The following is a 17,902-nucleotide window of genomic DNA, read 5'->3' as shown; positions in this document are numbered from 1 at the left end:
ATCATGATCAAGCTGTTCAAGACCATCCTCAAGGCTGGCACCCCGACCGCCAAGTACCCCTTCGCCCCTTACGAGGTGAACCGGGATTTTCGCGGCAAACCCCAATATCAGGCGGATCAGTGCATCGCCTGCGCCGCCTGCACCAAGGCCTGCCCGGCCAATGCGCTGGTGATGGAAGTGGACATGGAGACCGGCGAACGGCGCTGGGAGATCTCCATGGCGCGCTGCATCTTCTGCGGCCGCTGCGAGGAAGTCTGCCCGACCCGCGCCATCGCCCTCTCCCCCGAGTTCGAGCTGGCGGTGACCAACAAGGCGGATCTCTATGAGGAGGCCCGCTTCGCGCTGGCCCCCTGCACCCTGTGCGGCACCTACTTTGCCCCGAGCAAGCTGGTGGCGCTGGTGGAGGACACCCTCAAGCAGGCGGGTACGCCGCTCGCGACCCCGGAGCGGCTGCATCACTGCCCCGACTGCAAACGAAAACAGAGCATGCTGAGCCAGCCTGACTCGGCCCTGATCACACCGATAGCCACACCGATGGCCGCACAAAAGGAGTGGATGTGATGAGCAAGATCAAAGGCATAGAACCGGTTGTCGGCCATGCCCATACCCGCGCCGTGCCGCTGGCACAGGATCCCGAGATCACCAAACTCAAGAAGACCCTGCTCAAGGACATTCGCCGCTCGGCCTATGTCTACCGGGTCGATTGCGGCGGCTGCAACGCCTGCGAGATCGAGATCTTCGCCACCATCACCCCGCTGTTCGATGCCGAGCGTTTCGGCATCAAGGTGGTCGCCTCCCCCCGCCACGCCGACATCCTGCTCTTTACCGGTGCTGTGACCCGGGCGATGCGGGTACCGGCCCTGCGTGCCTACGAGGCGGCGCCCGATCCCAAGATCTGCATCGCCTACGGCGCCTGCGGCTGTGACGGTGGCATCTTCCACGACCTCTACTGCGTATGGGGCGGCACCGACAAGATCGTGCCGGTGGATGTCTATATTCCCGGCTGCCCGCCGACACCGGCGGCAACCATCTACGGCTTTGCGGTGGCGCTCGGCCTGCTTGAGCAAAAACTCAAAGCCACCAGCCACGAGGTGCAACCCGGTGAGCGGGTCGAGCTGCGCTACACCGGCATCCCCAACGAAATCCGGGTGATGATCGAACGCGAGGCGCGCCGCATGGCCGGTTATCGGCAGGGGCGGATCATCGCCGACGAGTTTATGGCCCTGCTCGAAGGGGCGACCCAACAGGATGTGGATCTGCGCATCCACAGCTACCTCGATCAGCACGACGATCCCCGCCTGGCGGAGATAGTCAACAACCTCGCAAACGCCTGCCTCAACCGGGCGGCCGGCAAGGGAGAGGCGGTGCATGGCTGACGAGGTTTTTTTCTACCGCCTCTCGCGCAAGTTCGTCGACGAGCAGTTCGACGTGCCGGAAGAGGCCAGGGAGGTGATGTACTACAGCCTCGCCATCGGCCATCACCTCGGCATTGTCGATTGCCTGCGAGCAGACCTGGTCTGCTCGCTGACCGGTTATCGCGACTGGGTAGCCAAGCTGCCAGAGGGGAGCGAAGCGCGCCGCAAGATGGAGGGGTTTCTCACCTTTGGCGAGATCACCATCTATCGCGAGCACTGCCATATGCTGGCCTGCGCCTTCGACCGACTGCGCAAAGCCGAAGGCGTGCTCGATGAGCAGGAGCTGGGCTGGACCAACACCTTTATGGATCAGCTCACCGCCCTCTTTAACGACCCCCATATGTACCTGATGGTAAGGAGCCGCTGATGGGCTGCAATCTTGTGTTGACCGTGGGCAATGCCATGGTGGGGGACGACGGTGCCGGCCCCTATCTTGCCGACAAACTGCAAGCCGCCCCCCTGCCCGGCTGGATCCATATCGACGGCGGCATCGCGCCGGAAAATGTGGTCTACAAGGTGCGGGAGCTGCAACCGGAGCGGGTGGTGCTGGTGGATGCCGCCGAGATCGGCGAGAAGGCGGGAACCCTGCAGGTGATCCCCCCCGAGACCATCGCCGAGATGTTTATCTTCTCGACCCACAATATGCCGCTCAATTTCCTGATCGACGAGCTCAAGACCTTTGTCCCCGAGGTGATCTTTGTCGGGGTACAACCGGCCATCGTGGCGTTCTCTTTCCCGATGACCGAGATGGTGAGCGAGGCGATGGATTATCTTTATCAGCACCTTGATGCCGCCAAAGATACCGACTTGTTAATAGAGAAACTGGAGCAGTGGAATATTGACAATTCCAAGAGGTGATTATTTATAGAGTTGTTAACGACCGTTATTGACCGACGGTTCCGGCAATGTGATCGAGGCCCGATGTTAAATTAAAAGCATCGGGCTAATTGTGCTGAACTTGATATAAAACAAGGTTCTTTGATTTTTTCAAAAAATCGCTAACTCTCGCTTTTTTATGACAAAAAAAGCGTTGCCAGTCACAGAAATTTGCCACAAAATGGCGACCGTTACGGAAGTTGATGGGGTCTGGTGGCCTCCTCGGTCTTCAAAACCGATGTGAGCCGAGAAGGCTTTGGCAGGTTCGATTCCTGCCTCTTCCGCCAAATTTATCTATTGAACAAATACTCTCTCGCTGAATTTTTCGGCCTGGATGTTATTTCCATTGTTTGTTCAATATGTTTGAAGTAATACCTTAAAAAAAGGTGCTTGCCGCTTGCCAATATAATCCGAACTCAGGTTATCTCGCTGGCCAAAAATTAATTTATCAGCATCGATGCAGCATTAATTTATACCCGCTCATTGATGCCCCCAGTTTGCACTCATCCGCAAATCGCCAGCAGTGCCATAACCCGTCAGCTCGGCCTCTCTATCGGCAAACCGGTGCGCATCCCGAACCCACGCACTGCACTGGTAATCCCATGCCGAACTCGTCTCACGCGCCAGCCATCCCCCACCGCCAGCCCTCATCAGGTCAGGCTGCCGACGATTCACAGCAACAGCCCGGCCAGCAACAAACGCGCCGTTTGCCACAAGTGGAACAGCTGCTGCAGCAACCCTTTCTCGCCGGTTTTATCGAGGCGCTGAGCCGCCCGCTGGTGACCCAGGCGGTGCGCGATACCCTGAGCGAACTGCGCCAGAGTGAGACGTTTCGCCAGCACGGAGTCACCGCTGAACGCCTTGAAGCGCTGATTGCCAAGCGCTGCCAGCAGCAACTGCGCCAGCGTCAGACCCGGGTAATCAACGCCACCGGCACCCTGGTGCATACAAATCTGGGGCGCTCGCCGTTAAGTGCCGATCTGTGGGACGAGGTGCGCGACCTCAACACCGGTTACAACAATCTGGAGCTGGATCTCGCCACCGGCAAGCGCGGCGGGCGCAAGGGGCTGATCGCCCCCCTGCTCCGTTGCCTCACCCAGGCCGAGGATTCGCTGGTGGTCAACAACAACGCCGCCTCCCTCTTCCTGCTGCTGCAAGAGGTGGCCAAGGGGCGCGAGGTGATCGTCTCGCGCGGCGAGCAGATCCAGATTGGCGGCGGTTTTCGCATTCCCGACATTCTGGCGCTCTCCGGCGCCAAACTGGTGGAGGTGGGCACCACCAATATCACCACAGCCCGGGATTACCTCGATGCCATTACCGATCAGACCGCGCTGGTGCTGATGGTGCACAGATCCAATTTCGCCATTCGCGGCTTTACCGAGTCACCCGATATCGGCGAGGTGGCCCGCGCCCTGCCCGAGCACGTGGTGCTGGCGGTGGATCAGGGCTCCGGCTTGACCACCGAAGAGTTTGCGCCGGATGAAACCTCGGTGCGTCAGTACATCAAGGCGGGGGCGGATCTGGTCTGCTACTCAGGCGACAAGCTCTTGGGGGGGCCGCAAGCGGGCATCATCAGTGGCCGCAGCGACCTTATCAAGCGGCTGGAAAAGCACCCCATGATGCGCACCTTCCGCTCAAGCCGCATCATTCACTCCCTGCTCGAACGCCTGCTCATCCACAAGCTCAACAAATCTCCCGTCGGCGAGGGCATAGCCCAGCAAGTTTTAAGCAACCCGGCCGCCATGCAGGCGAGAGCCTCCCAGATGATGGCCGCCCTGCCCGGCTGCTTTGTGCCGGTCCCCGCCCAGCTGGTGGTGGGCGGCGGCACCCTGCCGGACGAGTTCTATCCGGCGCCTGCGCTGGAGTGCACCGACCCGCGTCCGGCCCAGCAGCTGCTCGATGATTTGCGCGAACTGCCGGTGCCGGTCATCGCCACCGTGCGCCAGCAGAAGGTGCTGCTCAATATGGCGACCCTGCTGCCGGCAGAGATGGAACTGCTGATCGCCCAACTCAGGGAGTTGCTGCTGCCCGCCCCGTTCAATGCAACAAATGCGACCGAGGAGCCCTGATCCCATGACTTCCTATCGCGCTGTTATCGGCCTTGCCGGCCACGTGGATCACGGCAAGACCTTGCTGATCAAGGCCCTTACCGGCATCACCACCGCCCGCGCCCACGAGCAGGCCATCGGCATGACTCAGGATCTCGGCTTTGCCCACTTCGACGACGGTCAGGGCAACACCATAGGTGTCATCGACGTGCCCGGCCACGAGCGCTATATCCGCAATATGGTGGCGGGGCTCTGGAGTCTGGATCTGGTGCTGCTGGTCATCGCCGCCGACGAAGGGTGGATGCCGATGACCGGCGATCACCTGCGCCTGCTCAAGGCGATGGGAGTGCCGCGCCTCTTGGTCTGCATAAACAAGTGCGATCTGGTCTCCCCTGACGAGCTTTTGCTATTGGAAGAGAGCCTGCTGGAGCGGGTGATGGACGAGAGCGACATGGTGCCCGACATCGTCAGCGTCAGCGCCAAAACCGGCGCCAATATGGCAGCCCTGCACACTGCCATCGTGGGCCAGCTGGGGGATATGGCCGAGCATCATGCCCCCCGCGAACAGGCCGCCCCGCGCCTCTATGTAGACCGGGTCTTTACCGCCAACGGCACCGGCACAGTGCTCACCGGCACCTTGCAGCAGGGCAACCTCAAGGTGGGGGACAAGCTGCACCTCTACCCCGCCGATCGGGAAGTGCAGGTGCGCTCCCTGCAGGCCTATCACCAGAGCGTCGATGAAATTGGCGCCGTCTGCCGGGTGGCGGTGGGACTTAAAAAAGTGCCCCACAAGGAGGTGGCCCGCGGCCACTGCCTCACCAGCGCCGCTGGCCGGTGCGAGGCGGCCACCCACCTTATCGTACGACTCAATGCCGAGAGCCTGAGCGGCAAGGCACTGCGCACGCAGGAGGTGGAGGTGGCCCTCGGCAGCTGGCATGGCCGAGCCCGTTTCGTGCCCATCAAGGATACCCGGCTGGCGCGGCTGATCTTTACCAGCCCCATCCCCTGCTTCTTCGGCCAGCCGCTCGCCATCATTCGCCACGGCAGCAGCGAACTGCTGCACGGCGCCCGCATCGTCTGGTGCGGCGATATCCATCCCGCCAGACGCAAGGCGCTGCACGCCCTGCTGGGTGAGCTGCCAGATGAGCTCGAGCACTACAACCCCGCAGCCTTGCAGCTGGGCCTCAATGGCTATGTGCTGGCCAGCCGCTTTGACCAGCGGCCCGAGCAGGTTACCCCCCTCGGTGAGTGGCTGCTGGATAGCTGCTGGCTCACCCAGAGCCGCGACCAGCTGCTCGCCACGCTGGCCAGCGAACCGCTGAGCGCCGCCGAGCTGGCGACCCGCTTTGGTATCGCCCTGCCGGTCACTCAGGCCCTGCTCCAGCAGCTCAAGAGCGAGCAGCTCATTCGCCTGCACCATGACAAGTGGCAGCCGGGCAGCGGCGAGTCGGAAGATGATCTGGGAGAAGAGGCACAGCTGGTGCTCAAGGTGGTGCGAGATCAAGGCAAGGAGGGTTACGAGCCCGGTAAACTGGGCCCCGGCGGCGTGGAGCTGGATCCCTTTATCACCCGCAAGCTGCCCGCGGCCCTGCAGCAGGGCTTGCTACAAAAAGGCGCGTTGCAAAAGCAGCTGCGCAATCTGGCGCGACTCAAGTATCTGGTGCAGCTCGATGGCCCCATCTACTACGACGCCGCCCTTTACAACCAGATGGTCGCCGCCGTGCTGGCGGGCCAGCAGGTGGGAGATCTGATCGACATGGCATCCTTCAAGGAGATCACCGGCTTGTCGCGCAAATACGCCATTCCGTTCTGCCTGCGCATGGAGATGGATGGCTGGGTGCGGCGCGAGGAGAACGAGCGCCGGGTGCTGCGTTTGCCAACCACTCAAGATGAGATGGAGCCGGCATGAGCGCTACCATCGCCCCCTCTATCTCTCCGAGTCATGCGGCCAACCGGCTACGCCGCGAATTTCATATGGACGGCATCGTACAGGGGGTCGGCTTTCGCCCCTTCGTCTATGGGCTGGCACTGCGCCACGGCCTAGCCGGTTATGTGTTGAACGATGCCAATGGCGTCACCATCGGCGCCGAAGGATCGCCTGAGCAGCTCGCAGCCTTTGCCCGCGAACTGCGGGAACTGGCGCCGCCCTTAAGCCGTATCGATCATTTCAGCGAACGGGAACTGCCCTTCGCTCATGATCCCGACTACAACGGCGCCTTTCATATCAAAGCCAGCCAGCAGCAAAGCGCCGCCACGGTCGCCATCTCGCCGGATCAGGGGATGTGCGAGGCGTGCGCCAACGATGTGGCCAACCCCAAAGATCGCCACCACCACTACCCCTTTACCAACTGCACCCACTGCGGTCCGCGCTACACCATTATCCGCCGCCTCCCCTACGACCGCCCCCACACCGCCATGGCCGGCTTTGCCATGTGTCCGCGCTGCGCGGCGGCCTATGAAAACCCGCTGGACAGACGCTACCACGCCCAGCCGGTGAGCTGCCCCGAGTGCGGGCCCCATCTGACCTGGCGAAATGGCCGTGGCGATGCCTTGGCCGAGCGCGAGGATGCCCTGCTCGAAGCCGCCCGCGCCCTGCAAGCGGGGGCGCTGATTGCGGTCAAGGGGATGGGGGGTTATCACTTGGTATGTGATGCCCGCAATGAACAGAGTGTGGCCAGATTGCGAACACTCAAGCGGCGCGCGCGCAAGCCGCTGGCGGTGATGATGGGCTCCCTTGCCGAGGCCAAATTGCATGTCACCGGCTGCGATGACGAGTGGAAGCTGCTCGCCTCTCAGGCCAGACCCATTACCTTGCTGCGCAAGCGCAAAAATGATGATCGGCACTCAGAATCTGGACAGTCAGCCGCGCCGCTGGCCGAGGGGATCGCCCCCGGCATCCCCTACCTTGGGGTCATGCTCCCCTACACCCCGCTCCATCAGCTGCTGCTGGATGCCTGCGCCATACCGCTGGTGGCCACCAGTGCCAATGGTCGCGGCAGCCCGATCCTTATCGAGTGCGAGGCGGTGGTCAGGGAACTCGGGCGAGAGATTGACGGCATCCTGGATCACAACCGCCCCATCCTGCACCCGTGCGACGACAGTCTGGTGCAGTGGGCCGGCGGGCGACGCCAGACGTTGCGGCTAGCCCGGGGCTATGCCCCCTGCACTCCCAGCCTGAAAGAGGCGGTCAAGGCGCCGCTGCTGGCGGTCGGGGCGCAGCAGAAGAACCAGCTGGCGCTGGCCTTCGGCCGCCAGCGCATCTACAGCACCTATATCGGCGATCTGCACAGCTTGCCGATGCAGGAGCACTTCGAGCAGACCCTGGCGACCTTTCGCGATCTCTACGATCTCAAGCCGGAGCTGCTGGTATCGGATCGCCACCCGGGCTACCTCAGCCATCAGTGGGCCAAGGACTATTGCCAGGATCAGGGTGCAACCCATCTCGAGGTGCAGCACCATCACGCCCACCTGCTGGGGGTGATGGCCGAGCACGACATCACGGGCCCGGTGCTGGGGGTTGCCTTCGATGGCACCGGCCTTGGCGATGACGGCACTCTCTGGGGTGGCGAGCTGCTGCTGGCCGATGTGAAAGGCTTTACGCGGGTTGCCCACCTCAACCCCTTCAAGCTGATCGGCGGTGAGGCGGCCATCCGCGAGCCGGTGCGCCAGCTGCTGGGGCTGCTGTTTGAATCGCACAGCCCTGAGGAGATCTGCGCCCTCGATATTCCGTTGATCAAGCAACTGCCCCTTAAGCGGATCAGCAACCTGCACCAGCTCTGGCAGCTGGGTCGCAACACCCCCTACACCAGCTCCATCGGCCGGCTGTTCGATGCGGTGGCGGCGCTGTTGGGGGTGATCGATACCCCGGATTACGAGGGCGAAACGGGGCTCCTGCTGGAGGCGGCCGCCTTGCAGCTGGCCCCCGATGAACAGCCCTTCCCCCTCGCCTTTGATCTCAGCCAATCATCAGAGGGGCCACTGCACATAGAGTGGGCAGAGCTCATCAATACCCTTGTCAGCGAGCGGCGCCAAGGCACCTCCACCGCCAGCCTGGCCGCCGGTTTTATCCGCGCCATCAGCGATTTGATCGTTGCCCTGGCCGAGCGTTTCCCCGGCTATCCGGTGGCGCTCGGGGGCGGCGTCTTTCAAAACCGGGTGCTGATGGACCAGCTTGTGCCCGCTCTCGAAGCCGCCGGCCGGCAGGTATTGACCAGCGAAACCCTGCCGCTCAATGACGGTGGCATCGCCGCCGGTCAGCTCTGGTTTGCCATCCACAATCTTGCCACGCACCAGCCTGTCATCACCGGTTGTGCCACCTTGTCGGAGTCCTGAAATCCATGTGTCTATCCATCCCCTCTCAGGTGGTGCAATTGCACCCCGAAGATAACTGCGTCACCGTCGACACCCTGGGGGTGCAGCGACGCGTCAGCTGCATGCTGCTCGAAGAGCCTCTCCAGGTGGGCGACTACGTGCTGCTCCATATCGGCTTTGTGATGAGCAAGATTGACCAGGAGGAAGCGCAGGCAAGCCTCGAGAGCTTCCGCCAGATGGTGGCCCTGATGCCCAACCAGGATATCTTGCCATGCTGACCTTGAATGATCTCTTTCAGGGCTTTCGTCAGCCCGAGGTGATCCGCGCCCTCGCCGCCCAGATCACTGAACTCGCCAAGGATCTGCCCGAACCGCTGCGGGTGATGGAGGTGTGCGGCGGCCATACCCACACCATCATGAAGTACGGCCTGCACCAGCTGTTGCCGGCCAGCATCGAGTTTGTTCACGGCCCCGGCTGCCCGGTCTGCATCATGCCAAAAGAGCGCATCGATCAGGCCATCGAGCTGGCTAGCCAGCCCAGCGTCATTCTGGTCACCCTGGGGGACATGATCCGGGTGCCGGGCTCCAAGGGCACGCTGGCCCAGCAACGGGCCAAGGGGAGCGATATCCGCCCGGTCTATGACCCCCTCGATGCCCTGCGCATCGCCAAAGAGAATCCGGAGAAAACCGTGGTCTTCTTCGCCATCGGTTTCGAGACATCCACCCCCATGACCGCCGCCTTGCTGGCTGCCGCTGAAGAGCAAGGGGTCGAGAACCTGCTGTTTCATATCAACCATGTGCTGGTGCCTCCCGCCATTCATGCGGTGATGGCCGACGGAGTTGCCAAGGTGAACGCCTTTATCGGCCCCTCCCACGTCAGCGTCATTACCGGCGCCGATATCTACCTGCCCATCGTCGATCGCTATCAGGTGCCGGTGGTGGTGAGCGGCTTCGAGCCGGTGGATGTGATGGAGGCGCTCTTGATGATGGTGCGCCAGAAGGTGGAGGGTCGCTACGCCCTGGAGGTGCAGTACAGCCGCGCCGTCACCGCCAGTGGCAATAAAGCCGCCCAGCGGCTGGTCGAGCGCTTTTTCGAGACCCGCGAGCACTTTCGCTGGCGAGGCCTCGGCGATATCAACGCCTCCGCCCTGCGCCTGCGCGATGCTTTTGCCAAGCGCGATGCGGAGCGTCATTTTGCGCTCAATCAGACTCCCATCGATGACCACAAGGCGTGCCAGTGCGCCGATATCCTGCGCGGCCTCGCCAAACCGAACCAGTGCAAAGTCTTTGGCCGGGGCTGCACCCCGACCCAGCCCATGGGCAGCTGCATGGTCAGCTCCGAAGGGGCCTGCAATGCCTACTACCGATATATGGGGATCCAATGAGAGAAATTCAGTCAGGCCACGGTGGTCGGGTGATGGGTGGAGATGAATCAGTCTGTTTCGGCAACCTTGTGGAGATCCAATCACGATGAGAGAAATCCAACTTAGCCACGGTGGCGGCGGCGTCGAGATGAATCAGCTGATCAACCAGCTCTTCTTTCGCCACTTTGGCAACGAGATCCTGCTGCGCGGTGAAGATGCCGCCCTGCTGCCGGTAGAGGGCCCCGTCGCCTTCACCACCGACAGTTTTACCGTCTCGCCGCTGTTCTTCGAGGGGGGCGATATCGGCAAGCTGGCCATCGCCGGCACGGTCAACGATCTCGCCATGATGGGGGCCAAGCCCGAGTATCTGAGCGCAAGCTTTATCATCGAGGAGGGGTTCCCCTACGCCGATCTGGCCCGCATCGTCGAGTCGATGGCCGCCGAGCTTACCAAGAGCGGTGCCCGCATCGTCTGCGGCGACACCAAGGTGGTGCCCAAGGGGGCGGCCGACAAGATCTTTATCAACACCAGCGGGGTCGGCACCTTCCCGCTGCCCGAGCAGAGCCGGGGCATCTCGGTGCGCAACCTCAAGGCCGGTGACGCCATCCTGGTGTCGCGGGATATCGGCAGCCACGGCGCCTGCATCCTGATGGCCCGTGACGCCCTGCAACTGGGATCCGATCTCAAGAGCGACTGCACCACCCTCTGGCCGCTGGTTGAAGCGCTGCTAAAAGCGGGGATTACCCCTCATGCCCTGCGCGATGCCACCCGCGGTGGCCTTGCCGCCGTGCTCAACGAGTGGAGCAGCGCCTCCAGTGTTGCCATTGAGCTGGAGGAGTCCGCCATTCCGGTGTGCGATCCGGTGCGTGGCCTGTGCGAGCTCTACGGTTTCGAGCCCCATGATCTCGCCAACGAGGGAACCATGGTACTGGCCCTGCCTGCCGAACAGGCGCAGGACGCACTGGGCATCTTGCGGCAATTCAACCCAGCAGCCAGCCAGATCGGCGTGGTTCAGGCGAGCGATCGCCACAAGGTGATCCTCAACAACCCCTGGGGTAGCCGCCGTTATCTGGAGCTACCTCAAGGGGAGCTGCTGCCGCGGATCTGTTGATCGGCCATGTCGTTCACCCATATGCCGTTTTCCCAATTAGGGGGAGGAGTCACTGCTCCTCCCCATATCGGTTAAGGAGCCACCATGCACGAAATGTCTCTGGCCATGGCCGCCATCGATCTGGCAGCCGAGCAGGCCACCCAACGGGGCTTTACCAGAGTGACCGCCCTCTGGCTCGAGGTCGGCAGCTTCTCCTGCGTCGACCCGGACACCATTGCCTTCTGTTTCGAGGCGGCCGCCAAGGGCACCGCCGTCGAAGGGGCCCAGCTGCACTTTCAGCACAAGGCGGCAGAGGCCTGGTGTTACGACTGCAACCAGACAGTCACCCTCACCGAGCGCGGGCAGGCCTGTCCCGAGTGTGGCGGATACAAATTACGAGTCGCGCAGGGCGATAGCCTGCGCATCACCGACATCGAGGTAAGTTGATATGTGTAGCGTATGCGGATGCGGCCAGGCGCGGATCGCCGGCCATGATCACGATCATGAGCATCATCACGAACATGAACATCACCATGAACATGGTCATGAGCACGACCATCATCATGCTCATGACGCCCATCACCATCATGACCACGAGCAGAGTGCGCCGCGCACCCTGATCATTCACCACCACTACCACCATCAGGGGGATGTCCATCACCACTACCACGGGATGAGGGCTCCCATAAGCCATGATGGGCATGTTCACCCCCATGAGCACCACCATGATCACCCCCACGACCATCATCATGATCATGCCCACACTCATGACCACGGCCATTCCCACGCGCATCCCCATGATCACAGCCATGACCATGACCATGACCATGACCATGACCATGACCATGACCATGACCATCAGCAGGGTGATCTGCACTACGGCAAAGGGGAAGCGGGGTTGTCGGTGCCCGACATGGGGCAGCGCCAGCTGATCGCCATCGAGATGGATGTGCTGGCCAAGAACAATGCCTTGGCGGCCCATAACCGCGAACACTTCGACGAGGCTGCCCAGCTGGTGCTCAACCTGGTCTCTAGCCCGGGTTCAGGCAAAACCACTTTGCTGTGCGAAACTCTGCGCCAACTGGCCGACAAACGCCCCTGCGCGGTGATCGAAGGGGATCAGCAGACCAGCGCCGATGCGGATCGCATTCGTGCCACCGGTGTCCCTGCCGTGCAGATCAACACCGGCAAGGGCTGCCATCTGGACGCCAAAATGGTTCACGATGCCTGCCACCAGCTGCCCGCCAATCAAGGGGGCATCCTCTTTATCGAGAACGTGGGCAATCTGGTCTGCCCCGCCAGCTTCGATCTCGGCGAGAAGTACAAGGTAGCGATCCTCTCCGTCACCGAGGGGGAAGAGAAGCCGCTGAAATACCCGGACATGTTCGCCGCCGCCCAGCTGATGGTGATCAACAAGATTGATCTGCTGCCCTACGTCAGCTTTGACGTGGCCCGCTGCATCGAGAACGCCAAACGGGTCAACCCCTATATCCAGGTGATCCAGGTCAGCGCCACTACCGGTGAAGGGATGGATGCCTGGCTTAACTGGCTGGCCAGTGCTTGAAATCAACCGGTTAAACGCCGCTGATAACGGTAGATAAAGAGAGGGAGGCTGATGCCTCCCTCTCTTTATCTGCGCACTTTGCCAACGGTTCTCTCTGTACAGAATGGCCAGCGTTTCATACTCGCATCCCCTCACCCTGGCCCTCTCCCCAGGGAGAGGGAACCGGTTTGTGAATGCCGACAGCATGCAGCAACTATACGACTCCCTCAAACGCCTCAAGGGGCACTTCGAGCATAACAACCAGCCATATTTTCAAACCCCGAGATTTTCCAAACCCTAAACCCCGAGCCTGGCGAAATGGCACCTTCTGCTCCCTTCTCCCCTTGCGGGAGAAGGGCTGGGGATGAGGGGGAAGCCAATCCTCAGGCCACGCTTTCGGCCAATACACCCGTCGCAAGAGGCGCCTCACCAAAGCGCAGCACCCGATGGCAGATCTGGCGCAACAGCGCCTGCTGGTGACTGAAGATAACCATACCAAGCCCGCGCTGCTCGCATTCAACCATCAATTCCCGCCAGAGCTGGCGCTGGATTTGCGGATCCAGCTGGGCGGTCACCTCGTCGGCAATCAGCAGACGAGTGCGGGGATCGAGGGCGCGCAACAGCGCGATGCGGGCCAGCTCGCCACCGGATAGCTGACCGGGTTTACGGCCGAGCCACGCAGGTTTGACCATAAAGCGAGCCAGCATGGCGTCATGGGGGCGCCACACATCCCACAGCGCCTGCCCGGTGGTGCGATAGGGATTGAAGGTGAGCTCCGGGTGCTGGGGCACCAGCTGGATGGGGTTATAACCTTTTACCTGTTCAGGTACTGGCTGCCCATCCAGCAGGATCTGCCCACCAGCCCCAACCGGTTGCCAACCCGCCAATACCCGCCCCAGCGTGGTCTTGCCATAACCGCTCGGGGCAGAGATACCGAGTCGCTCGCCCGCTTTCACGGTCAGCGATAATCCCTGCCAGAGGGGGCGTTCCCCCTGGGCGATGGTGAGATTTCGTACTTCCAACATCAGGAGACCTCCGGCACAGAGAAGAGCGCGTTGAACTCCGGCAGCGCCTGCCAGTGGGCTCTGAGCATCTCGCTCCCCTGCCCCTGGCGCAGATGGTGGCAGCTCAAGGTATCGCTCACCTGCCCCTGATGCAGCGCCACAATGCGATCGGCAAAGCGGGCTGCCAGCGCCAGATCGTGGGTCACCCAGAGGATACCGCTGCCCTGATTGGCCAATTCACGCAACTGGCTGAGCAGCTGGCAGGCCAGCCCTTCGTCGAGCCAAGCGGTGATCTCGTCTGCCAGAATGTAGCGGGCACCGCCGAGGGCTGCGGTGCAGGCCAGAATACGCTTGGCCATGCCGCCGGAGAGCTGGCGCGGGAATCTGTCCAAGGTACTCGCGGGCAGCTGGTAGCGCAGCAGCTGCTCGCCGAGCCGCTCACGAGAGCCGCTCTGGCCGCAGAGACGTGCCGCACGGCCCAGCTGGCGCTCCACCGTCAGCAGCGGATTGAGGGCGCTTACCCCCTGCGGCACATAGCAGAGGGTGTGGCCGCGCAAACGGGCCCGGCTGGCGTCGCACAGAGGCGTACCATCGAGGGAGATGCTGCCGCGCATCCGCAGATTGTCCGGCAGTAGAGTCAGAGTGCTTTGCAGCAGCAGGCTCTTGCCCTCGCCGCTCCCCCCCACCAGCGCCACTATCTCCCCCGGCGCCAGTTGCAGGCTGATATCGGTCAGCAATGGCTGCCAGCTGCGCCGTCCCAGCCAAGAGTAGTGGGCCGCCTCGATGGTCACCTGATCAAAACTCAGCATGGTTCACTCCTGTGCCACAGCAGCAGTTGCAGAGCGCGGGTAGCCTGATCAAAGAGCAGCACCAACAGCAGCAACATCAGCCCCGGGAAGAGGGCCAGCCACCAGCCGCCACCGGCCAGATAACGCAGGGCATCGGCCAGCAGCAGGCCCAGCGAGGCCTCGTGGGCCGCCAGACCAAAGCCGAGAAAGCTCAAGGCCGCGCTGTGCAGCACCGCATGGGGAAACATCAGCAAGGTGCCGATAAACCACTGGGGCAACAGCCCCGGCAGCAGGTGGGTGCGCCAGCGACGCAGCGCCCCCATCCCCTGACAGCGGGCCAGCACCACATAGTCGCTGCAGGCGATCCGCCGCGCCTCGGCGCAGAGAATGAGCGCCAGCTTGGGCCAGTGGGTGAGCGCCACCGCCAGGATCACCCCGCGCATGCCGCCCCCCACGGTAAAGCAGATCAAAATCAGCAGCAGCATATGGGGCAGCGCCAGCATGGCGTCGATCACCATTCGCACCGCCGCATCACATCTGGGATGAACGAGCGACACGCTTGCCGCCACCATGGCCAGCAGGCCACTGCAGAGCGCCGTGCTGATGCCAAGCTCCAGACTGGTGAGGGTGCCCTGAAAGGCCCGCAACCAGAGATCCCGCCCCATCTGATCGGTGCCGAACCAGTGGGTCAGCGAGGGGGCTTGCTGGCGCGCCAGCAGATCCATCGGCACATCCTGATGAGAGAGGCTCCAGCCGTAAGTGGCCAGCAGCGCCAATCCGATCAGGGCAAAACCCAGCCGCAGTATCGAGGGAAACGGATTACACAGCATGCTCGCCCTCCCAACCCCGATTGATGCGCGCCAGCAGCAAACTGGCCACCGTGTTGCCAATAAAGACCAGCAGGGTGCAAAAGAGCACGATTCCCATCAGCAGGGGAATATCGCCCCTGAGCCCCGCATCCACGGTGGCCTGGCCGAGCCCCGGGTAGGAGAAGACCTTCTCGGCCAAGAGCGATCCGCCAATCAGTTCGCCAAGGGAGGCAAACTGCAGGCAGAGCGCTGGGGTCAGGGCATGGCGCAGCACATGAAAACGCAGCATGGGCCAGCCGCCATCGCCCTGAGCGCGGGCGTAGCGGATAAAGTCGCTATCCAGCACCTCGGCCACCCGCCCCCGGGTATGCAGGGCAATGTTGCCCACCCCGAGCAGTGCCAGAGTAGTCACCGGCAGCAGCAGATGACGCAGCCGCATGGCCCAGTCCACCTCATCGGCAGCGAGCCCCGGCGTCCAGGCGCAGCAGACTGGTAGTAGTGGCCAGTGCACCGCAAACAGGGCGAGCAGCAACAGGCCGACCCAGAAGGTGGGCAGAGAGGCGAGCAGGTAGGCAAAGCGGCAAATCAGGCGATCGGGCCAGCGGTTGAGATAGCGACCGGCGCAGAGGCCCAGCAAAATCCCGAAAAAGCCGGAGAGCAGCCAGGCACCCGCCAGCAACAGGAAGGAGGCAGCAAAGCGCTGGCCTATGACCTCACCCACAGGCGCGTTGTAGAGCATGGAGTAACCGAGATCCCCCCGCAGCACCTGGGTAAACCAGTGCCAGTAGCGCAGCCAGAGCGGCTGATCCAGCCCCCAACGGGCGGCGATGCGGGCGTATTGCTCTGGCGGCACATGGAGCAGATCGTTGCCGATATAGGCCTTGATGGGGTCGATGGGGGAGTAACTCAGCAGCACAAAGGTGGCGACCGAGACCAGACAAAGCAGCCCTGCCAGACGCAGCAGGGCTTTTAGCAACAGATAACCTGAATGACTCAAGGGCGAACTTAACGGCACGTCCACCGCCAATCCTGCAGGTTGTTGAGGAGTGACCAGCTACCGTGGATTTCCGGCGCCCCCTTGCCAAGATCGATGCAACGGTTGGCGAGATAGGTGTGCTGCACATTGAGCAGCCAGGCCCAGGCGGCATCTCCCTGCACTCCGGCGCCGGTTTTGCCATCCCACTCCACCTGCTGCCAGAACGGCACGGCCGCCTGCCAGTTCGGAGCATCCAGCGCCTGCTTGAGGTGGCCATCCACCACAGGGTTGCTGTAGTAGCCCGGGTTGTAGAACTCCACGCCACCGGAGCCGCTCTGATAGTGGTGATAGAGCTCCATGGGATCCAGACTCCCCCACCCCATTAGCACCGGATTGGCGTGCATCTCCCGCTCCACCTGCTCCCAGCTGCCGGACTTGAGGCTCACCTCAAGACCGATGGGTTTGAGCATGGCCCGCACCGCTTCCGCCAAATCCCGGCGGGTGCTGTCGCCACTGGTGTACCAGAGGGTAAAGGCGGCACTCAGGTCGCCCTTGTGGCGAATACCGTCACTGCCCATCTTCCAACCGGCCTGGTCGAGCAGGGCGTTGGCGTGGGCCGCATCCCCATCCTTGAAGGCGGTGGCTTTGTTTAGCCAAGGCAGGCCTTCTACCGCGCTGTAGGCGGGGATGGCGTGCCCTTCCAGCAGTTGATCGGCCAGCAGCTTGCGGTCGATGGCGTAGTTGATGGCGCGGCGCACCGCCACATCCGAGGTCACATCGTTCCCGATGGGATAGCCCTTAGCATCCTTGCCACCCGCTGGCGGAATGGGGAAGACGATGCCGCGGTTCTCCACGCTCGGCCGCACCCACAGCTTGAGGGAAGCAGGCACGGTTGGCGCAAGCGACGGGGCGATGCGCACCACATCAAGCTGGCTGCTCTGGGCGGCGGCATAGGCGCTCTCTTCGTCGATAAAGACAAACACCAGCCGCTTGAAGTCATTGTTGCCGCCAGCGTAATAGGGGTTCGCCTCTACCACCAGTTGCTGGCCGGGCAGGAAGCTCACCAGCCGGTAGGGGCCGGCACCGACCGGCTTTTGGGCATATGCTTTTGCGTCGTAATCCTTCTTCGACACTATCCCCAAAGATCCCAGCACGTTGACAAAGGTGCTCTGGGGGGCACTCAGGGTGATGGCAACCTCGGTAGGCGAGAGCACCTTGGCCGAGACAAAGTTGCCCATGTCGATCTTGCCGCCGCCCTTGGCGGCGCTGTTGTAGGTAAAGGCCACATCTTCGGCGGTGAGCGGCGCACCGTTGGAGAATTTCAGGTCAGGCTTGAGGGTAATGAGCCATCCTTTGCCATCCTTGCTCGGGGTCACCGCTTGGGTGAGCACATTCTGCCAGCTGAGATCGGCGTTCTGCTTGAGCAGCGGGCTATGCAACAGCAGGTAGCTGCCGTGGCTCCAGCCAAGCAAAGGGTCAAACCCTTCGGTGGGTTCGGCGCCGATGGCGAGCTTGAGCTCGGCAGGCACAGGTTGGGCTGTGGCCAGCGCCGCATGAGAGGCTGTGCCCAGCAGCAGAGTCAACAGGGCGGCAGCACTGGTGCCACAGTAATGGCGAAGGGAATTGCGTGGAACAGTCATGGGGATCCTTCTTGTTTTGTACCACTCACGGATCATCAC

18 protein-coding genes and 1 tRNA gene are annotated in these 17,902 nt (G+C 62.3%); 13 read left to right on the top strand and 6 right to left on the bottom strand.

Annotation, left to right across the window (positions count from 1 at the left end; translation table 11 throughout):
- Positions 1–3 precede the first annotated feature (3 nt).
- The 12 genes from G5193_RS02225 to hypA all read left to right on the top strand — a co-directional run bounded on the left by G5193_RS02225 (position 4) and on the right by hypA (position 11,550).
- Complete coding sequence (locus G5193_RS02225) at positions 4–561, top strand: formate hydrogenlyase complex iron-sulfur subunit (protein ID WP_421204850.1); 558 nt, start codon at positions 4–6, stop codon at positions 559–561.
- Positions 561–1,376 (top strand): NADH-quinone oxidoreductase subunit B family protein, encoded by an 816-nt coding sequence (locus tag G5193_RS02220; RefSeq protein WP_421204849.1) that lies wholly within the window; start codon positions 561–563, stop codon positions 1,374–1,376. The genes G5193_RS02225 and G5193_RS02220 overlap by 1 nt, the downstream gene beginning before the upstream one ends.
- Entirely contained in the window at positions 1,369–1,782 is a 414-nt protein-coding gene (locus G5193_RS02215) for a formate hydrogenlyase maturation HycH family protein (RefSeq protein ID WP_054544741.1), read from the top strand. The genes G5193_RS02220 and G5193_RS02215 overlap by 8 nt, the downstream gene beginning before the upstream one ends.
- Positions 1,782–2,273: a hydrogenase maturation peptidase HycI gene (hycI, locus tag G5193_RS02210; protein WP_421204848.1), complete on the top strand. Its 492-nt coding sequence runs from the start codon at positions 1,782–1,784 to the stop codon at positions 2,271–2,273. Before G5193_RS02215 ends, hycI begins: the two co-directional genes overlap by 1 nt.
- Before the next feature lie 213 nt (positions 2,274–2,486).
- Positions 2,487–2,578, top strand: a tRNA-Sec gene (locus G5193_RS02205).
- A gap of 315 nt (positions 2,579–2,893) precedes the next feature.
- Positions 2,894–4,360, top strand: coding sequence for an L-seryl-tRNA(Sec) selenium transferase (gene selA / locus G5193_RS02200; protein ID WP_421204847.1), 1,467 nt, complete (start codon positions 2,894–2,896; stop codon positions 4,358–4,360).
- 4 nt (positions 4,361–4,364) lie between these two features.
- Positions 4,365–6,248 (top strand): selenocysteine-specific translation elongation factor, encoded by a 1,884-nt coding sequence (gene selB, locus G5193_RS02195; protein ID WP_226031829.1) that lies wholly within the window; start codon positions 4,365–4,367, stop codon positions 6,246–6,248.
- Positions 6,245–8,671, top strand: a complete 2,427-nt coding sequence (gene hypF / locus G5193_RS02190) for a carbamoyltransferase HypF (protein WP_421204846.1) — start codon at positions 6,245–6,247, stop codon at positions 8,669–8,671. Before selB ends, hypF begins: the two co-directional genes overlap by 4 nt.
- Positions 8,672–8,676: 5 nt before the next feature.
- Positions 8,677–8,928, top strand: a complete 252-nt coding sequence (locus tag G5193_RS02185) for a HypC/HybG/HupF family hydrogenase formation chaperone (protein WP_016350988.1) — start codon at positions 8,677–8,679, stop codon at positions 8,926–8,928.
- Positions 8,922–10,034 carry a hydrogenase formation protein HypD gene (hypD, locus tag G5193_RS02180; RefSeq protein WP_408823394.1) on the top strand — a complete coding sequence of 371 codons (1,113 nt, stop codon included), beginning with the start codon at positions 8,922–8,924 and terminating at the stop codon, positions 10,032–10,034. Before G5193_RS02185 ends, hypD begins: the two co-directional genes overlap by 7 nt.
- 85 nt (positions 10,035–10,119) lie before the next feature.
- Positions 10,120–11,124: a hydrogenase expression/formation protein HypE gene (hypE, locus tag G5193_RS02175; RefSeq protein WP_421204845.1), complete on the top strand. Its 1,005-nt coding sequence runs from the start codon at positions 10,120–10,122 to the stop codon at positions 11,122–11,124.
- An 84-nt stretch (positions 11,125–11,208) separates the two neighbouring features.
- Positions 11,209–11,550: a hydrogenase maturation nickel metallochaperone HypA gene (gene hypA / locus G5193_RS02170; RefSeq protein WP_204379721.1), complete on the top strand. Its 342-nt coding sequence runs from the start codon at positions 11,209–11,211 to the stop codon at positions 11,548–11,550.
- On the opposite strand, the gene G5193_RS02165 is transcribed toward hypA, so the two are convergent.
- Positions 11,528–11,902, bottom strand: a complete 375-nt coding sequence (locus G5193_RS02165; RefSeq protein ID WP_421204844.1) for a hypothetical protein — start codon at positions 11,900–11,902, stop codon at positions 11,528–11,530. The two genes, hypA and G5193_RS02165, sit on opposite strands and share 23 nt — an antisense overlap.
- Between G5193_RS02165 and hypB the strand changes: the two genes are divergently transcribed.
- The gene (gene hypB / locus G5193_RS02160; RefSeq protein WP_421204986.1) at positions 11,789–12,667 is read left to right on the top strand and encodes a hydrogenase nickel incorporation protein HypB; all 879 of its coding nucleotides are present in this window, start codon (positions 11,789–11,791) and stop codon (positions 12,665–12,667) included. The genes G5193_RS02165 and hypB overlap by 114 nt on opposite strands.
- 362 nt (positions 12,668–13,029) lie before the next feature.
- On the opposite strand, the gene G5193_RS02155 is transcribed toward hypB, so the two are convergent.
- Genes G5193_RS02155 through G5193_RS02135 form a run of 5 tightly spaced genes read right to left on the bottom strand, consistent with a single transcriptional unit; the run spans position 13,030 to position 17,863 of the window.
- Positions 13,030–13,671 carry an ATP-binding cassette domain-containing protein gene (locus tag G5193_RS02155; protein ID WP_421204843.1) on the bottom strand — a complete coding sequence of 214 codons (642 nt, stop codon included), beginning with the start codon at positions 13,669–13,671 and terminating at the stop codon, positions 13,030–13,032.
- A complete protein-coding gene (locus G5193_RS02150) occupies positions 13,671–14,459 on the bottom strand; it encodes an ATP-binding cassette domain-containing protein (RefSeq protein ID WP_421204842.1) in 789 nt (262 codons plus the stop codon). The genes G5193_RS02155 and G5193_RS02150 overlap by 1 nt, the downstream gene beginning before the upstream one ends.
- Entirely contained in the window at positions 14,453–15,268 is an 816-nt protein-coding gene (locus G5193_RS02145) for an ABC transporter permease (protein ID WP_421204841.1), read from the bottom strand. Before G5193_RS02145 ends, G5193_RS02150 begins: the two co-directional genes overlap by 7 nt.
- Positions 15,258–16,268, bottom strand: coding sequence for an ABC transporter permease (locus G5193_RS02140; RefSeq protein WP_421204840.1), 1,011 nt, complete (start codon positions 16,266–16,268; stop codon positions 15,258–15,260). The genes G5193_RS02145 and G5193_RS02140 overlap by 11 nt, the downstream gene beginning before the upstream one ends.
- Positions 16,253–17,863: an ABC transporter substrate-binding protein gene (locus tag G5193_RS02135; protein ID WP_421204839.1), complete on the bottom strand. Its 1,611-nt coding sequence runs from the start codon at positions 17,861–17,863 to the stop codon at positions 16,253–16,255. Before G5193_RS02135 ends, G5193_RS02140 begins: the two co-directional genes overlap by 16 nt.
- Positions 17,864–17,902 lie beyond the last annotated feature (39 nt).

The sequence above is a fragment of the Aeromonas sp. 601027 genome (assembly GCF_049174455.1).
Taxonomy (GTDB): Bacteria; Pseudomonadota; Gammaproteobacteria; order Enterobacterales; family Aeromonadaceae; genus Aeromonas; species Aeromonas veronii_A.
Note: the sequence above shows the minus strand (reverse complement) of the source record. Positions and strands in the feature narration are given on the sequence as shown.

Coding starts and splice junctions, on each gene's coding strand:
- G5193_RS02165 (WP_421204844.1), bottom strand. CDS start 11,902: ATGGGGATGCGCGTGGGAATGGCCGTGGTCATGAGTGTGGGCATGATC.
- hypF (WP_421204846.1), top strand. CDS start 6,245: ATGAGCGCTACCATCGCCCCCTCTATCTCTCCGAGTCATGCGGCCAAC.
- G5193_RS02220 (WP_421204849.1), top strand. CDS start 561: ATGAGCAAGATCAAAGGCATAGAACCGGTTGTCGGCCATGCCCATACC.
- G5193_RS02185 (WP_016350988.1), top strand. CDS start 8,677: ATGTGTCTATCCATCCCCTCTCAGGTGGTGCAATTGCACCCCGAAGAT.
- selA (WP_421204847.1), top strand. CDS start 2,894: ATGCCGAACTCGTCTCACGCGCCAGCCATCCCCCACCGCCAGCCCTCA.
- G5193_RS02135 (WP_421204839.1), bottom strand. CDS start 17,863: ATGACTGTTCCACGCAATTCCCTTCGCCATTACTGTGGCACCAGTGCT.
- hypD (WP_408823394.1), top strand. CDS start 8,922: ATGCTGACCTTGAATGATCTCTTTCAGGGCTTTCGTCAGCCCGAGGTG.
- hypE (WP_421204845.1), top strand. CDS start 10,120: ATGAGAGAAATCCAACTTAGCCACGGTGGCGGCGGCGTCGAGATGAAT.
- hypA (WP_204379721.1), top strand. CDS start 11,209: ATGCACGAAATGTCTCTGGCCATGGCCGCCATCGATCTGGCAGCCGAG.
- selB (WP_226031829.1), top strand. CDS start 4,365: ATGACTTCCTATCGCGCTGTTATCGGCCTTGCCGGCCACGTGGATCAC.
- G5193_RS02155 (WP_421204843.1), bottom strand. CDS start 13,671: ATGTTGGAAGTACGAAATCTCACCATCGCCCAGGGGGAACGCCCCCTC.
- G5193_RS02145 (WP_421204841.1), bottom strand. CDS start 15,268: ATGCTGTGTAATCCGTTTCCCTCGATACTGCGGCTGGGTTTTGCCCTG.
- G5193_RS02225 (WP_421204850.1), top strand. CDS start 4: ATGATCAAGCTGTTCAAGACCATCCTCAAGGCTGGCACCCCGACCGCC.
- hycI (WP_421204848.1), top strand. CDS start 1,782: ATGGGCTGCAATCTTGTGTTGACCGTGGGCAATGCCATGGTGGGGGAC.
- G5193_RS02215 (WP_054544741.1), top strand. CDS start 1,369: ATGGCTGACGAGGTTTTTTTCTACCGCCTCTCGCGCAAGTTCGTCGAC.
- G5193_RS02150 (WP_421204842.1), bottom strand. CDS start 14,459: ATGCTGAGTTTTGATCAGGTGACCATCGAGGCGGCCCACTACTCTTGG.